Genomic DNA, 16,765 nt, shown 5'->3' on the forward strand with positions numbered 1-16,765 from the left:
CGCCTCCATGTGTCACGCTATCGCGGCCGAACCTGTACCAGGCCGGCTCGTTGCCGTACTTCGTAGACGGGCAACCATACATTCTCATCACTGAGGCAGCGTCCGTCCACCAGGGAAAACACCTGCTTGAGCAGGGGTGATGCGACGGTTGGTTCACCGTCGCGGTCACCGACCAGTCCGCGCGACATGACTGCCGCATTGCCGAACGGGTCGATGTTGCCCACGGCGTAGAGCGTGCCGTCGATCATCCGGAACAGTGCCACTTGCGCACCTCCCGAAAGGAGGACCGCGACCCCGAAACCCGGGACCAGCCGGTCAAAGGGGCAGGCTGCGGTCCAGGTCGCGTTGAGTGCTTCAACGCGGGTGTCATCGACGAGACTCATCGTGCGTTTCCTCCGTTCCCCGGCGCGCTGCACCGGGCTGCGGTGTCCCCAAGAGTACCGGCACCTTGCGTCCGCCACTCTCCGAGAAATCAATGGTGGGATCGGGTTGTTCGGGCGCATTCACAAAGGACACGAAGCGGGCGAGTTTGTCCTCGTCCTCGAGCACACCTGCCCATTCGTCCTTGTATCCGGCGACATGGGCGCTCATCGCCGTCTCCAGCTCGGCGGCGATGCCGAGACTGTCCTCACACACAACATCTTTCAGATGCTCGAGACCACCTTCGAGCGACGCGAGCCACGGCGCGGTTCGTTGCAGCCGGTCGGCGGTACGGATGTAGAACATCAGGTATCGATCGATGTACTTGACGAGCGTCTCGTCGTCGATGCCCGAGGCCAGCAACTGCGCATGCACCGGACTCTGCCCGCCGTTGCCGCCGACATAGAGGTTCCAGCCGTGCTCGGTGGCGATGATGCCGACGTCTTTACCGCGGGCTTCGGCGCACTCCCGGGCACAGCCGGAGACACCGAACTTCAGTTTGTGCGGCGATCGCAGTCCCCGATAACGATTTTCGAGGTCGACGGCCATCCCCACCGAATCCTGCACACCGTATCGGCACCAGCTGGTTCCGACACAACTCTTCACCGTCCGCAGGCTCTTCCCGTACGCATGCCCGGATTCCATGCCGGCATCGACCAGCCGCTTCCAGATGAGTGGCAGCTGCTCGACCCGGGCGCCGAACAAATCGATCCGCTGCCCGCCGGTTACCTTGGTGTAGAGATCGAAGTCCTTGGCGACCTGGCCGATCACGATCAGCTGATCGGCGGTCACCTCGCCGCCGGGCATCCGCGGGACCACCGAGTAGGTGCCGTTCTTCTGCATGTTCGCCAGGAACCGGTCGTTGGTATCCTGCAGTGCCACTTGCTGATCCGAGAGGATGTGATCACTCGAGGTCGATGCCAGAATCGATGCGACCGTGGGCTTGCAGATCTCACAACCCAGACCGGTTCCGTGCTTGGCGACGAGTTCGCTGAATGTGCGGATGCCGGTCGCCTGCACGATCTCGAAGAGTTCTGCACGGGAATGCGTGAAATGTGCGCACAGCGACTTCGAGATCGCGACGCCCGATTCGGCCAGCAATCGGGTGATCGACGGGACACAGCCACCACAGGTCGTGCCCGCCTTGGTGCAGGCCTTGACCGCTTCGACGTCTTGCGCCCCATGGGCGATCGCACCGCAGATGGTTCCCTTGTCGACACCGTTGCACGAGCAGATCTCGGCGCTGTCCGGCAAGGCGGACAGCCCCACACCTTCGCCGGCGGCCGGAGCGATCAGCGCCGCGGGATCGCCCGGAACCGGACCACCGACCATCGGTTTGAGCAAGGCGTACTGGGTTGCATCACCGACGAGCACACCACCTAGCAGGGTCTTCGCATCATCGCTGACAACAACTTTGGAGTAAGTTCCGGCCACCGGATCGTTGAAGACGACCTCGAGGCAACCCGGTGTGGCGCCCATCGCGTCACCGAAGCTGGCGACGTCGACCCCGAGCAGCTTGAGCTTTGTCGACAGGTCCGCACCGGCGAACTCCGACCGGCCACCGAGCAGCCGATCTGCGACCACCTCGGCCGTGCTGTAGCCCGGAGCCACGAGCCCGTAGCAGCGACCGTCCACCGCGGCGACCTCACCGATCGCGTAGATGTCCGGATCGTGGGTGCGGCAACTGCTGTCGACGAGGACACCGCCACGCTCCCCGACCGCGAGATCGGCGTCCCTGGCGAGCTGATCGCGCGGCCGCACTCCGGCGGAAAAGACAAGCAGCGCAGCATCATCGATCGTGCTCTCATCGGAGAGCGTGATGGTCAAGGAACCACTCTCGGCCTGTTCGATGGCGGAAGTCCCCACACCCGTGTGCACGGTGACCCCGAGTTCTTCGACCAGGTTCGCCAGCAACGCACCGCCACCGGCATCGACCTGCAACGGCATCAGCCGCGGCGCGAATTCGACGACATGCGGCTTGAGACCAAGAAGTTTGAGAGCGTTCGCCGCTTCCAGGCCGAGCAGCCCACCACCGACCACAACGGCCGTCGCACCGGCCGGGGCGGCCTCGGCGGCGTCCCGGATCTGATCGAGGTCGGTCAGCGTGCGGTAGACAAAACAGTTCTCCGAGTCCGAACCGGGCACCGGTGGCACAAACGGATACGAACCCGTGGCCAGGACCAACGCATCGAAGACAACGCTCGAATCGTCGTCCAGGACCGCGGTCCGCGCGACCCGATCAATCCGTTTCACCGACCGGCCCAGGAGCAGGGACACCAGCGGGTCACCCGGGTAGGTGTTCCCGTCCAGGGCCAACGCCTGCCGGTCCCACTTGTTCACATAGGACGACAATCCCACCCGATCGTAAGCCGCGGTCGGTTCTTCACACACGACCACGACCCGCCACTGATCTGTGACGTCGCGCTGACGCAGTTCTTGCACAAAACGATGGCCGACCATCCCATGACCAACCACCACAACGGTTTTAGCGGACACCTGGGCCCTCCCTCTCAAGTCTTCTGTCTCTGTCATGCGTCTGCCGTCTTGAGCCATTCACACAAGCCCTCGACAACGGATTCGCAACTGCCACAACCGGTTGTCGCCCGGGTGGCATCGGCCATCGCACCCCTACTCCGGGCACCTTTTCGCCAGGCGTCGGTCAGGTTCTTCTTCGACACGGTGTTGCACCGGCAGATGATCGCGTCGCCGGGCATCTGCGCCGGGCTCGCCGATTCGGTGGCGCCTGCGGTGAGGTGACCGAGCAGCAGCCGCATCCGGTCGCTCGGCACCGGGGCCCCCGAATCGAACAGCTGCGAGATGGTTCCGACCACCTCCGGGTTGCCCAAGAGAACCGCCCCGGCCACACGGTCCTTGCGCACGACCACCTTGGCGTATCGACCCCGATGGGGATCGGACAGTGTCAACACCTCCGCTTCGAGGTCGTTCGGGTCGGTGTCGACCTCACCCATGGACGCCAAATCGATGTCGTGGGCCTTGAGGCGCAGGATCTGCTGTGTGCCCTCATAGCCGACCGCGGTGTCGCCGATCAGGTTCTGGGCCACGGTCTCTGCCATCTCCCAGCCCGGCTGCACCAGTCCGTAGACGATGTCGCGGTGCTGGGCGCATTCGCCGATCGCGTACACCGACCGGTCGTTGGTGCGGAGTTCGTCATCGACCACGATCCCGCGATCCACCGACAGCCCGGCATCGGCGGCGACGTCGACGTTGGGGGCGATACCGGCGGTCACGATGACCAGGTCGGCGCCCAGGGTGGAGCCGTCGGTCAGGACCACTTCGCGGCCGGTCTGCGGATCGTCACGGATGGCGCTGACCCGTCCACCGAGCACCACGTCCATCCCGATCTCACGCAGGATCCGGGTCAGAACCGCCCCACCCGCGCTGTCGAGCTGCTTTTCCATCGGATGCGAGCGCGGGTGCACAACCGTCACGGAGGCACCCTGCAGGAGTGCACCGCGGGCGGCCTCGAGGCCGAGTAGACCGCCTCCGACCACCACCACCCGAATGTTGTTGCCGGATAACGATTCACCGAGCGCGGAGACGATCGCTTCACAGTCTCGCAGGTTGCGGAAGGTGACCACTCCGGGCAGCGTTTTGCCTTTGTCGTCGAGCGCACCGGCGATCGGGGGGATGAATGCGCGGCTACCGGTGGCGAATACGAGCTTGTCGTAGTGGTGGACGGTTCCGTCGCTGCAATGCACCGTCTGATCAGCACGGTCGACCCGTTCGACGCGCACACCGACGTGGGTCTGCAGATTCCGTTCGCTGTACCAGTTCGCGGCACGAATCATGGTGTCGGTGGAGCTGATCCGGCCGGCCACCACATTCGACATCAGGATCCGGTTGTACGCCGCGGTCGGCTCCTCGCCGATGACGACACTGGTGACATGCTCGCCACCGGGGTCGCGCCGGTGCAGTTCCTCCTGCAGGCGCGCACCGGCCATGCCGTTGCCGATGATCACCACACGCTTGGTCATGTGGACTCCGTCGGTTCCATCCGCACGGCGCAGATCTTGAATTCGGGCATCCGACTGGTGGGATCGAGGGCGGGGTTGGTCAGCAGATTGGCGCGTCCGTCGCCGGCATAGTGGAACGGCAGGAACACGGTGTCGGGCCGCAGCGAGTCGATGCACCGGGCCGCGGCAACCACGGAACCGCGGCGCGATGTCAGCCGCACCTGGTCCCCGTGCGCAATCCCCAGCCGCTCGGCGGTGTCCGAGTTGACCTCGACGAACATCGGACCGGCGGCATCGGCCAGCGCCTTCACATGGCGGGTCTGGGCTCCCGACTGGTAGTGGGCCAGAACCCGCCCGGTGGTGCAGATCAGCGGGTAGTCCGAACTCACCGGCTCGGTGGGGCCGTGATGGTCGACGGCCACGAACTTGGCCCGCCCATCGTCGGTGGCGAAGCGCTCCAGGAACATCCGCGGGGTCCCGGGGTGACCGAGTTCCGGGCAGGGCCAGTGGATCGCCTCATCGTTGTCGAGCCGCTCGTAGGTGACGCCCGTGTAGTCGGCCGGACCACCGGCGGAGGCCCGGCGCAGCTCGTCGAAGACCTCGCGTGCATCGGTTTTGAACCGTTCGGCGGGCTGGCCGAGGCGGATTGCCAACTCCGACAGCACTTCCAGTTCGCTACGCGGACCGTCGGGAACCGGGATCGCCCGGCGCCTGCGCAGCACCCGTCCTTCGAGGGAGGTCATCGTTCCCTCTTCTTCTGCCCACTGCAGCACGGGTAGAACAACATCGGCCATCGCCGCTGTCTCCGACATCAGGAAGTCGTTGACCACCAGCATGTCCAGCGACTGCAACCGTTCGACGACGTGGCCTGCCCGCGGCGCCGACACCGCCAGGTTGGCACCGTGAACCATCAGCATCTTCGGACCGTCGGGCCCACCCAGCGATTCGAGCAGCTCGTACGCACTGCGGCCGGGGCCGGGCAGGTCGTCGGGATCGATCCCCCACACTGCGGCGACGTGCGCGCGCGCTGCCGGGTCGGCGATCTTCCGATAGCCAGGAAGCTGGTCGGCCTTCTGGCCGTGCTCGCGACCACCCTGACCGTTTCCTTGACCCGTGATGCAGCCATAGCCACTGCCACGGCGCCCACACAGCCCGAGGACCAGGGACAACCCGATCACCGCACTGACGGTGTCGGTGCCGGTCGAATGCTGTTCGGCACCACGGGCGGTGAGCACGTACGCGCCGGTGCCGCGGTCGCGGGAGCTGGCCAGCAGCGCGACCGTACGCCGCATCGCGCTCACCGGAACGCCGCTGGTCCGCTCGGCGCGTTCGGGCCACCACTGTCCGGCAATTCGCCAGAACTCGTCGAATCCGCTGGTGCGGTCTGCGATGTAGTCCAGATCGGCGTACCCCTCAGTCACCGCGATATGAACCATGCCCAAGACCAGTGGGAGGTCTGTACCGGGTGAGAGCTGCAGGTGCACACCACCATCGGCCACCGCCCGTTCCACCGTCGCCGTCCGACGCGGGTCGGCGACAACCAGGCCGCCTGCGCGGGCGGCCGTCATGAGGTGGCTGACCATCGGGGGCATCGTCTCGGCCACGTTGCCGCCGAGCATCACGATGCACTGCGCAGAACCGATGTCGGCCAACGGGAACGGCAGTCCCCGATCGAGTCCGAACGACTTGATCCCGGCAGCGGCCGCCGAACTCATGCAGAACCGGCCGTTGTAGTCGATGTTCGAGGTCTGCAATGCCACCCGCGCGAACTTGCCGAGTTGGTATGCCTTTTCGTTCGTCAGACTGCCGCCACCGAAGATCCCCACCGCATCGGCACCGTGCTCACGCCGGGTCCGGGCAAAACCCTTGGCGACGATGTCCAGCGCGTTGTCCCACGTTGTCGGCATCAGCTCCCCGTCGACCCGGACGAGTGGCTCGGTGAGCCGGTTCGGGTTGCGCAGGACTTCGGCAGCGGTCCAGCCCTTTTGGCAAAGCCCGCCCTTGTTGGTCGGAAACTGCCGCGGGGCGATCTCGGCGTCGGAGGCGTCGGTACCGGTGATGGCCATCGCGCACTGCAGTCCGCAGTACGGGCAATGGGTCCGGGTTCCGACCGACCCGTCGGCGTTGCGGCGCAGCGGAATCGTCTGTGTGCTCACGGCTGCGCCACCGGCGCAACCGGCGCCGGTCCGGCCTGCGGTGCAGGCTCGGAAGGGGCGGCCACAGAGTCGGATTCGTCGACAACCGATCCGACGGCGACAGCTCCCGGGATCTCGATCGAACGCCGTACATAGAACCAATAAGTCATGATGCCTGCGATGATGTAGAACGCCAGGAAGATCACAAAGGCCTGCGTCGCGGACTGGTTGGACTTGTAACTGTCCCGCAAGACCAGGTTGATGGCCACACCACCGAGACCACCGAAGGCACCGGCGATACCGATCAGCGCACCCGACATCGACCGCGACCAGTTTGCCTTGCCCGCCTCGTTGAGTCCGGTGTTGATCTTGGATTTATGCTCCCAGATCGCCGGAATGATCTTGTAGACAGAACCATTCGCGATACCCGAGATGATGAACAGCAGCACGAATCCGATCACGAACGCCGTCAGGGTTCCACCGGTGATCTTCTTGTCGTTGGCGTCCGACAGCGCACTCGCGGCGACCAGGATCGACGCCGCGCCAACCATCGCGGCGAAGCAGTACATCGTGATCTTGCCGCCACCGATCTTGTCGGCGAGCTTTCCACCGTACGGCCTGCTGATCGAACCCAACAGCGGACCGATCCAGGCGATTTGGGCTGCGGCGAGCGCCGGCTTGGCAGCACCAGAGGAGGTGAACGAGATGTTGAGAACCTGACTGAAGGCGAACCCGAAGCCGATGAACGAGCCGAACGTGCCGACGTACAGGATCGAGATGATCCAGGTGTCACGGTATTTCAGGGTTTCCAGCATCGCCTTGCCGCTGGAGGTCTGGTGGTCGAGGTTGTCCATGTAGATCGCGGCACCGATACCGGCCAGCGCCAGCAGCACCAGGTAGATCGCACAGACGATCTCGGGTTGATCAGCGGCGAGCCAGATCACCAACAGGCCGACGAGCTGGATGGCAGGCACACCGATGTTGCCGCCGCCCGCGTTGAGTCCGAGGGCCCAGCCCTTGAGTCGTTGCGGGTAGAAGGCGTTGATGTTGGTCATGGAGGACGCGAAGTTACCGCCACCGAAACCGGTGAGTGCGGCCACGAAGAGGAACCAGCCGAATCCGAACTCACCGGGGTTCATCATCAACATCAATGTGAGGCCGGTGGGGATCATCAGGACGAACGCCGAGAAGATCGCCCAGTTACGACCGCCGAAGATGGCGGTTGCCTGGGTGTACGGAATGCGCAGGCACGAACCGACAAACGTGGCGGTGGCGCCGATGACGAACTTCTGGTCGAGGGAGATGCCGTATTCGGGGCCCATCAGCAGGGCGAGGGCGGAGAACATCGACCAGATCGAGAAGCCGACGTGTTCACAGATGATGGACCAGACAAGGTTCCGTTTGGCGATGGCGGCGTTGCCGTTGTCCCACGCCTGCACGTCCTCTGGATCCCAGTCGGTGATGTAGTGCTTTCGCTTGGTGGCCTTGGCAGTCACGTCGAGCCCCTCCTCGTATGTCCGGGTGAGTTACCGGATGACTTGAAGAGACCGTAGAAAATTGGTGTTGCCGCAGTTTTGCAACCAGTGACCGAACAGTCACAGTGTTCTCACAACTCACCCCACCAGAACGTGAGAAGTGTTCACCAACAGGACCGAAAAGCGCATTCAACTGCGCCAAAACGCCTGATCAGCGGTACTAAACGAGGAATCTGACGATGTCGGAGACCCGCTTCAGACCCGGCAGTGCGCCAGAAGTCGACCGTGGGTGCAGCGCGTGAACAGCCAGTCTGAACATGACCGCACGCAACATCATCTGCGGCCATTCGGGCGTATCCGCCCAGCGTTCGACGAGTCCGTCGTCGGCACCACCCCAGGCCAGGGCATCGACCACAACGACCGCCGAAGCCCATGCGGCCGGTCGCCAGTACGGGGTGATGTCGGTGATACCCGGTGCGGCGGCGCCTGCGAACAGGACTGTGCCGAACAGGTCGCCGTGCACGAGTTGCGACGGCGATTCCACATTCTTACGCAGCGTGGACAGGGTCTGGAGCATCGCGAGGCTGGTCACGCCGTCGGGTGAGGTCGGGTCCCCCATCCCGGCGGCCCGCGCCGATCGCATCGGGACGTCATCCCAGGCAGCCCGATCAGAGGCGGTGAACACGTCGACGTCGCTGAACGGCGGCGCGGGCGGCTGCATCAAGAAGCGGGGACGCTCCAGCTCTGCGGTGGCCTCATGGAGACGGTCGGCAAGCGAGACGACCTCATCGAAGCGGGGTTCGGGTGTTCCGGCGAGATAGGTATCGGCCCGCCACCCCGAGACGACATAGCGACCGTCGGACGAACGGACCGGCCGCGCTATCCGAACACCATCGACGTAGAGCGACTCCCGGACCTTCGCGGACCAGGCGGCCCGGGCGTGATCGGGCACCAGCGACAGGACCGTCTCACCGATCCGCCAGCCACCTTCCCAACCGTCGCCCAATGCCACCACGGGCTGCTGCGTCAACCCGAAGGTCTTGAGGACATGCTCGGGCGGCTCGACGGAGGTCAAGTCAGAGATCACGGGGCCAACGTTACCGGCGTGACCGCGAGAATCACCGCAGGACGTCCGGGTGTCGCCGCGCTCGAGCGCGGCGGCACCTCAGTGGACGGGCCGAGACGTCAGTAGACCGGCAGCGCGGGGTCAACTTGCTTGGCCCAGGCGGTGATCCCACCCTGCAGATGGGTGGCGTCGGAGAAACCGGCCTTCTTGACCGCGGCCAGCGCCTCGGCAGACCGGATCCCGGTTTTGCAGTACAGAACCGCGGGTCGATCCTGCGGCAGCTTGGACAGGCCCACGCCGGATTCGATGTCGCCCTTCGGGATCAGGGTGGCACCTTCGATTTTGACGATCTCCCACTCCACCGGCTCACGGACATCGATCAGGGCGATCTTCTCGCCGGAATCCAGACGCTGCTTGAGTTCGACTGCGGTCAGGGTCGAGCCCTTGGCCGCCGACACCCCGTCGTCCGAGACCACACCGCAGAACGCGTCGTAGTCGATCAGTTCGGTGATCTTCGGCGCCTCGGGATCTTTGCGCAGGTTGATGGTTCGATAGCGCATGTCGAGTGCGTCGTACACCATCAGCCGGCCGAGCAGCGTCTCGCCGATACCGGTGATCAGCTTGATTGCCTCGGTACCCATGATCGAACCGATCGAGGCACAGAGGATGCCCAGCACACCACCTTCGGCGCACGACGGCACCATCCCCGGCGGCGGTGGCTCCGGGTACAGGTCGCGATAGTTGAGGCCGAGCCCGTCCGGCGCATCCTCCCAGAACACCGAGGCCTGGCCTTCGAAGCGATAGATCGAACCCCAGACATACGGCTTGCCCGCCAGAACGGCGGCGTCGTTGACGAGGTAACGGGTGGCGAAGTTGTCGGTGCCGTCGACGATCAGGTCGTATTGCTCGAAGAGCTCCACGGCGTTGCTGTTGTCGAGCCGGAACTTGTGGGTGTGCACCGTCACGTTGGGGTTGATCTCGAGGATCGAGTCCTTCGCCGAATCAGCCTTGGGCCTGCCCACGTCGGACTGCCCGTGGATGACCTGACGCTGCAGGTTGGATTCGTCGACCTCATCGAACTCAACGATCCCGATGGTGCCGACTCCGGCGGCCGCCAGATACAGCAATGCTGGCGATCCCAGCCCACCGGCACCGATGACCAACACCTTCGCGTTCTTCAGGCGTTTCTGTCCGTCGACACCGATGTCGGGAATGATCAGGTGCCTGCTGTAGCGGGACACCTCTTCGCGGGTCAGCTCTGCGGCGGGCTCAACCAACGGCGGCAACTGTGACACGAGGTCTCCTCACGATCAACGCAACACGCGATGGCCTCGCAGCGGCCACCCGCCCTGTTGCTCTATCTAACAACGAGCGGACGGGGGCGAAGATTCCACGCGGTCAATTCACCGCGGATCTCCGCTCACCGCTCGGGGAAAGGCCAGGGGTTGGGCCGGCAGACGTAGCTCCGGTCGGCCTTCATGTCCGGGTCCAAGGCCATGATCTCGCTGTTGGCGGTTCCGAAGGTCTGTTGCATCATCACCGGGGCGAGTCCGCCGTTGACCTTGCACGGCTCGTGACCGACGAACCCGATCGAGTGGCCGATCTCATGATTGATCAGGTACTGCCGGTAACCGAGATCGTCGCCCTGATACGACAACGCGCCGCGAACCCAGCGGGCCTCGTTGAGGGTCACCCGGCCCTCCGGCGGGTAGTAGCAGGACGATTCGAGTTTGATCTCGTAGCCGCACAGCTCCCGGGTGGTCACCGGCGAGGTCAGGGTGACCCGGAAGTCCGGCGTGCCCTCGTCGATCCGCCGGAACGTGAACTGCCCGTCGCCGATCCAGCTCTTCGGATTGGCCAGGGTGGCGTCGACCAACTTGGCGTACGTCGGGTCGCCACCGTAGTCGCTGGAGTTGAGTCCGTTCTCCACCTCGATGGTGTACGTGTACTCCTGACCACCGGTACCGATCAGCGGCGTGGTCCCGCGGACGATTCGATAGGTGCGGTCGCCGCTTTCGGTGAAGGGGCCGCCTTCCGGAAGCGTGCCTGCGGGGAGCTGATCTGCCTGGACCTCGGCCGGTGGTGCACCGATCGCGGTGGTCACGCTTTTGACGTCGGTGTTGCGGGCCGCGTCGGGATCGGAATCGGCGGTGGTCGTGACGGGCGAATCGCCCTGCTCCGACTGCACGGTGAGCACGATCATCACGATTGTGAGCACCACCAGAACCGGGATCGCGTATGCACGCCAGCCATATGTGGTGACGAAACGTCCCACCGCGCTCTGCTTCTTACGATCTGTGTCACGTTCTGCGCGTTGCCTGCCGGGATCACCGGTCGGATCCCAGCGGGCCCGGAGCGGCTGATCCGGGGCGGGACGTCCCGATGACACCGGAGGATGGATGTCCGTGCGCTGATTCGCCAGTCGCGCGTCTGCCTCGGCCTCGGCGCGGGCAAGCCTGCGGGCCCTCTCGGCGGCGCGTCGGGCCTGGTCGGAATGTTCGTTTCCGTCCGCGACTGCTGTTCGACGGCCAGATGATCGACGACTCGCGGTCTCGTCACCCTGGCCGGAGCGGTCCGAGGTCACCCGCGGCGAACGTCGCGTCCCTCTGGTCCCCGAGCCTCCCGCATCAGTCACCGTTCAACCTTCTCACAGGCATCCCCGAATCAGCTGTAGGCAACCACCGGTGGCGGCCCGCCAGGACAGATATACCCTCGATCCATGGATGAATCGGTCGCAGCGGGCACTGGAGTGAAGGCGAGCTCCGCCAATGCTGGACGCCGGAGCGTCCGGATGCCACGCAGCGCACGCAGACTGCAGTTGATGGATGCCGCCAGCGAGATCTTTGTCGAACGCGGCTACCACTCGGCAGGTATGGACGAGATCGCAGTACACGCCGGGGTCAGCAAACCCGTTCTCTACCAACACTTCCCGAGCAAACTGGACCTCTATCTCGCGGTCCTGGATCTGCACGCCGAGTCAATGGTCAACCGGGTCACCGCAGCACTGCTGACCTCCACGAACAACCGGCACCGTGTCCGATCTGCAGTGGAGGCGTTTTTTGACTTCATCGATGAGGACAACCAGGGATATCGGCTGATCTTCCAGTCGGATGCTCTCGATCCGGCGGCTATCCGTCGCGTCGAAGGTGCGACCGAGGCTTGTGTCGACGCCGTATACGGACTGGTGATGCACGATTCGGGACTCGATCCGCACCGATCCCGGATGCTCGCGGCGGGACTGGTGGGTCTGAGTCAGGTCAATGCCCGCCACTGGCTCGATGCCAAGCGGCCGATGACCAAAGAAGAAGCCATCGACATCACCGTCACCATGTTGTGGGGCGGACTCGCCCGCGTGCCGATGCAGCACGCGAACGACTCCGAACTGGACCCCGAGGCCTGAAGCAGGCCCGACTAGATTGCGCCGAACCCGACCTTGCGGGATTCGGAGGTGCCGACCTCGATATAAGCGATCTTGGTGACCGGGATCAGGTACCGCGCACCCTTGTCGTCCTCCAGGCGCAGGAGCTGATCGCTTCCCGACAATGCGGCCTCGACCGCGGCATGGGCTTCGTCGCTGCTCTGGTCGATGTGCACAACCAGCTCTCGCGTGCTGTCGGTGATACCGATCTTCACATCAACGGCCACAGATATCCTCCATAGATCTTCGGCGGTGTATTTCCTACGGTTGTGAATCTATCCCGCAACCCGGCCGGACCGGCATTCAGGCCGACGACCGCGAGGCGAGCCATGTCCTGTCGAAACCAAGGGTCCTGGCGCGACCGGGTCTGATTCTCATGCCAGGCCCATGTCGGCCATCCGGCGCGCGTGACGCTCCTGGATCGAATCGAAGAAGCCGGCAATTCCGTTGAGGTCGGTCTCGACGGAGAAGAGCAGCTCTGTCAGATCCTCCTGCCCGGCGAGGACGTACTGGGTCTGGGTGATCGCTTCACCGAGCAGTCGGCGTCCCCACAACGTCAGCGGCGATTTCAGATTCGGGTCGGCGGCGACGGCGTCGCGGATTGCGTCCACGGCAAAGTCCGAATGCCCGGTCTCCGCCATCACCGCACGGACGACAGCCTCGGCATCCGACGGCAACGTACCGGCGATCTCGAGGTAGAAGTCGGCTGCCAGCCCGTCGCCGACATACACCTTGACCAGTGATTCCTCCCACGTACTCGGCACCGTCGAGGCGTGGTAGCGGTCGAGCACCTCCTCGTACGCGGCGATCAACCGATAGACATCGGCCCCGCGGCGCTGCAGTTCGTTCTGAAGCGTTTCGAAGTGCGACATCTCCGCCGCGGCCATGCTCGCCATGGCCACCCGGCCCCGGGCACCCGGAGCCATCAGGGCCTCGGACGTGAGGCGATAGAAAGCGGCCAATTCGCCGCACGCCAGCACACCGAAGAGCTCGGTGATTCCGGGATGATCGGCCGAAACCGAGGTCGAGACCGCGGCTGCCGGCGGTTCGGTTTGTGAACCAGAAGACATGCGTTCGAGTGTAGTGCGCCCGCCCACCGACGTTTTGCCGGAGCATTCCCCGAGAGCGTCGATTCTTCGAGACCGTCAAACGACACGTACACTGCCAGAGGTGAGTCATGCTCAACGCTGACTTGCACCGAATTTGTGCGCGCACCGACGGCGGCCCGATGTCGATCGGGCCCGATTTAGCCAGATACCGGTTGCCAGAGTCCTCGGTTGTTCGAGGCCGGAATGCTGACCTGTTTGGTTGAACCCTTGCAGTGCGCGCGGGAGCACATTGCGAAAGGCAATCAACTGAACATCGAAAATGACACCCAGAACCCCGTACTCGACGTCGCTGAAGAAGAGCACGTCATCGTCGCGGAGGACCACGTCTCCCCCACGTTCGCCGAACTCGGCGTCCGCAAGGAGATCGTCGACGCACTTGCCGCCGACGGAAAAGTAAACACGTTCGCGATCCAGGAACTGACCTTGCCGCTGGCAATGGCCGGCGACGACCTGATCGGCCAGGCCCGAACCGGCATGGGCAAGACCCTCGGCTTCGGCGTACCGCTGCTGCAGCGCGTCTCGCAGGCCAAGGCCGAGGCCGGCGAACCCGGGATCTGGAAGCTCGACGGCACCCCCCGGGCACTGATCATCGTGCCGACCCGCGAACTCTGCATCCAGGTCACCGATGACCTCGAAATCGCGGCCAAAGGTTTGCACGTCGACACCGTCGACGGTCAGAACCGGCCGATCCGCCTACTCTCGATCTTCGGTGGGCGCCCGTTCGAACATCAGATCAGCGAGCTGAAGATCGGCATCGACGTCGTTGTCGGCACCCCCGGCCGCCTGCTCGACCTCGCCCGCCAGGGCCATCTGATCCTGGGCAAGGTGCAGATACTCGTCCTCGACGAAGCCGACGAGATGCTCGACCTCGGCTTCCTGCCGGACATCGAACGCCTCATGAGTTCGCTGCCCGATGCCCGCCAGACCATGCTGTTCTCGGCAACCATGCCCGGACCGATCGTCACCCTGGCCCGCACGTTCCTCACGAAGCCGACCCACATCCGGGCCGAGCACGCGAACGACTCGGCCATCCATGATCGCACCGCCCAGTACGTCTACCGGGCCCACGCGATGGACAAGGCCGAACTCGTCGCCCGCATCCTGCAGGCCGAAGGTCGCGGCGCCACAATGATTTTCACGCGGACCAAGCGGACCGCACAGAAAGTCGCCGACGATCTCGCCGAGCGCGGATTCGCCGTCGGCGCCGTCCACGGTGACCTCGGCCAGGTGGCCCGCGAGAAGGCTCTGACCGCCTTCCGCGAGGGTCGTGTCGACGTGCTGGTCGCCACCGACGTCGCCGCCCGCGGCATCGACATCGATGACGTCACCCACGTGATCAACTACCAGTGCCCCGATGACGAGAAGACCTACGTGCACCGGATCGGACGTACCGGCCGCGCCGGACGCACCGGCATCGCGATCACACTGGTCGACTGGGACGAGCTCCATCGCTGGGAGATGATCAGCAAGGCGCTCGATCTCGGCATGGACGAGCCGGCCGAAACCTATTCCAGCTCACCGCATCTGCGCGAACAGCTGGGCATCCCGGAGTCGGCGACCGGACGTGTCGGTTCCGCCAAACCCGCCCGTGAAGAACGTGCGCCGCGTTCGGGTGGACGTTCATCTGACGACGAGAAGCGTGTGGTCGCAGGACGTCGGGACGCGACCAAGCGCCCGTCTCGCCAGCGTCGGCGCACCCGTGCCGGAGATGGCGACGGTGCGGGTGTCGACCCGGCCGTGACTGTTGCCGCAGAGGCCACCCCGGCGACCGACACCGCTGCGACCGACACCCCGGCGGCCACGCCTGCCGGTGGTGCAGAGACCAGCGATCGTCCCCGTCGTCGACGTCGTCGCCGGTCGAGCGCCGGCAGCAACACCGACGCCGGCGACACCGCGGGTAACGCTTCGGAGTAGCTGACGGTGCTCAGGCCGCAGCGGCGGACACCGCTCGACATCGTGGTGGTTGTTGTGCTGGTTCTGGTGGTCGCGGCTTCGGCCGTGGCCATCTGGGCAACCAGTTCGGCAAAGAACACCGAGTCGGATCCGGCAGTGGTGGCCGCACCTCCGGTCGCGGAGGCCACTGCGGTTCCGAGCGGGTTCACCGAGGCCTGGCGCGCCACGAGCTCGGCCACCACCACGCCGGTCGCGATCGGCGGGGTGGTGGTGACCGGAGACGACGGAGCCGTGGTCGGTCACGACCCTTCCACCGGCGCCGCGCTCTGGTCGTACACCCGCGACCTGCCGCTGTGCACGGTCACCGGGTGGGACGCCGCGGGCCGCAACTACGCCCTCGCGATCTATCGCAATGACCGCGGTTGCAGTGAGGTGACCGCACTCGATGCCGCCACCGGCAAACGCGCCTCGTCGCGGAGCAGCGACGCGGACAATTCCCTCGACGTCAGCATCGACCGTGATTATGTTGTCGCCCAAGGTGATACGCGCCTAGAGGTTTGGCGCACCGACCTTGTCCGCACGATTGAGTACGGCCGTGTCGACGCCCCGGTGAACCCCGAAACGCAACCCCGATCGGGTTGCGAGTTCGTCTCCAGCGGGATCGGCGCTTCACGCCTGGCGGTCATCGAACGCTGCGGCATCGAACCCGGTTATCGCCTGACCATTCTCGGCGCGACGCTCGACAGCGAAGAGAAGCTCGAAGAGTTCGCGTCGACGATCATCACGGGCGAACTGGGCACCCCGCCGAGAATTGTTGCCGTCAATCAGACCGGCGTGGCCATCTATCTGTCGTCACCGAATCCCATGCTCGAAACCTATGGAATCGACGGGACGATCAAGAACCGCACCACCGTCCTCGGCGAAGCGGTCGGCATCGAGAGCAAGCCCATCACCAGCGGTGACGTGATCACATTCTGGACGGGCAAGGCGACGGTGGTGATCGATCCCGACACCCTCGCCGCCCGGTTCCAGGTACCCGAAACACTGGGTCCCGGCGTTGTCATGGCCGGGTCGCTGCTGCTGCCGAGCGCCACCGGCATCAGCGAACACAACCTCACCGACGGCCAGCCGATCGGTTCGATTCCGGTGCAGCGCAACGGATACACCGGCGGGATCATCACACTTGCCGACAGCGGCGATCACCTGGTGCAGCAATGGGACTCCACCGTGTCCGTGCTGGCACCGACGGGCTGACCCCAGACGTCATCCCGGCAT

At 64.8% G+C, this 16,765-nt stretch carries 13 protein-coding genes; 3 read left to right on the top strand and 10 right to left on the bottom strand.

The window, feature by feature from the left end:
* Positions 1-17 precede the first annotated feature (17 nt).
* The 8 genes from nirD to AC1TQG_RS02305 form a co-directional block, all read right to left on the bottom strand.
* Positions 18-383: a nitrite reductase small subunit NirD gene (gene nirD / locus AC1TQG_RS02270; RefSeq protein ID WP_482135326.1), complete on the bottom strand. Its 366-nt coding sequence runs from the start codon at positions 381-383 to the stop codon at positions 18-20.
* The gene (nirB, locus tag AC1TQG_RS02275; RefSeq protein WP_482135327.1) at positions 367-2,952 is read right to left on the bottom strand and encodes a nitrite reductase large subunit NirB; all 2,586 of its coding nucleotides are present in this window, start codon (positions 2,950-2,952) and stop codon (positions 367-369) included. The genes nirD and nirB overlap by 17 nt, the downstream gene beginning before the upstream one ends.
* Positions 2,949-4,415, bottom strand: coding sequence for an FAD-dependent oxidoreductase (locus AC1TQG_RS02280; RefSeq protein ID WP_482135328.1), 1,467 nt, complete (start codon positions 4,413-4,415; stop codon positions 2,949-2,951). The genes nirB and AC1TQG_RS02280 overlap by 4 nt, the downstream gene beginning before the upstream one ends.
* Positions 4,412-6,550: a molybdopterin oxidoreductase family protein gene (locus tag AC1TQG_RS02285; protein WP_482135329.1), complete on the bottom strand. Its 2,139-nt coding sequence runs from the start codon at positions 6,548-6,550 to the stop codon at positions 4,412-4,414. Before AC1TQG_RS02285 ends, AC1TQG_RS02280 begins: the two co-directional genes overlap by 4 nt.
* Positions 6,547-8,025: a nitrate/nitrite transporter gene (locus tag AC1TQG_RS02290; protein ID WP_482135330.1), complete on the bottom strand. Its 1,479-nt coding sequence runs from the start codon at positions 8,023-8,025 to the stop codon at positions 6,547-6,549. The genes AC1TQG_RS02285 and AC1TQG_RS02290 overlap by 4 nt, the downstream gene beginning before the upstream one ends.
* A 199-nt stretch (positions 8,026-8,224) precedes the next feature.
* Entirely contained in the window at positions 8,225-9,079 is an 855-nt protein-coding gene (locus AC1TQG_RS02295; protein ID WP_482137233.1) for a TIGR02569 family protein, read from the bottom strand.
* Positions 9,080-9,189: 110 nt separating this feature from the next.
* Entirely contained in the window at positions 9,190-10,365 is a 1,176-nt protein-coding gene (gene moeZ / locus AC1TQG_RS02300; protein ID WP_482135331.1) for an adenylyltransferase/sulfurtransferase MoeZ, read from the bottom strand.
* 125 nt (positions 10,366-10,490) lie between these two features.
* Complete coding sequence (locus tag AC1TQG_RS02305) at positions 10,491-11,492, bottom strand: DUF3152 domain-containing protein (protein WP_482137234.1); 1,002 nt, start codon at positions 11,490-11,492, stop codon at positions 10,491-10,493.
* Positions 11,493-11,789: 297 nt separating this feature from the next.
* Between AC1TQG_RS02305 and fasR the strand changes: the two genes are divergently transcribed.
* Positions 11,790-12,470 (top strand): HTH-type transcriptional activator FasR, encoded by a 681-nt coding sequence (fasR, locus tag AC1TQG_RS02310; protein WP_482135332.1) that lies wholly within the window; start codon positions 11,790-11,792, stop codon positions 12,468-12,470.
* A gap of 11 nt (positions 12,471-12,481) precedes the next feature.
* Here fasR and AC1TQG_RS02315 read toward each other — a convergent pair whose 3' ends face one another.
* A complete protein-coding gene (locus AC1TQG_RS02315) occupies positions 12,482-12,715 on the bottom strand; it encodes a DUF3107 domain-containing protein (protein ID WP_482135333.1) in 234 nt (77 codons plus the stop codon).
* A 147-nt stretch (positions 12,716-12,862) separates the two neighbouring features.
* Positions 12,863-13,558, bottom strand: a complete 696-nt coding sequence (locus AC1TQG_RS02320; protein WP_482135334.1) for a ferritin-like fold-containing protein — start codon at positions 13,556-13,558, stop codon at positions 12,863-12,865.
* Between the two features lie 222 nt (positions 13,559-13,780).
* On the opposite strand from AC1TQG_RS02320, the gene AC1TQG_RS02325 reads away from it, so the two are divergent.
* Complete coding sequence (locus AC1TQG_RS02325) at positions 13,781-15,511, top strand: DEAD/DEAH box helicase (RefSeq protein WP_482137235.1); 1,731 nt, start codon at positions 13,781-13,783, stop codon at positions 15,509-15,511.
* A gap of 6 nt (positions 15,512-15,517) precedes the next feature.
* Positions 15,518-16,744, top strand: a complete 1,227-nt coding sequence (locus tag AC1TQG_RS02330; RefSeq protein ID WP_482135335.1) for an Rv3212 family protein — start codon at positions 15,518-15,520, stop codon at positions 16,742-16,744.
* Positions 16,745-16,765 lie beyond the last annotated feature (21 nt).

The sequence above is a fragment of the Williamsia sp. Y844 genome (assembly GCF_056786475.1).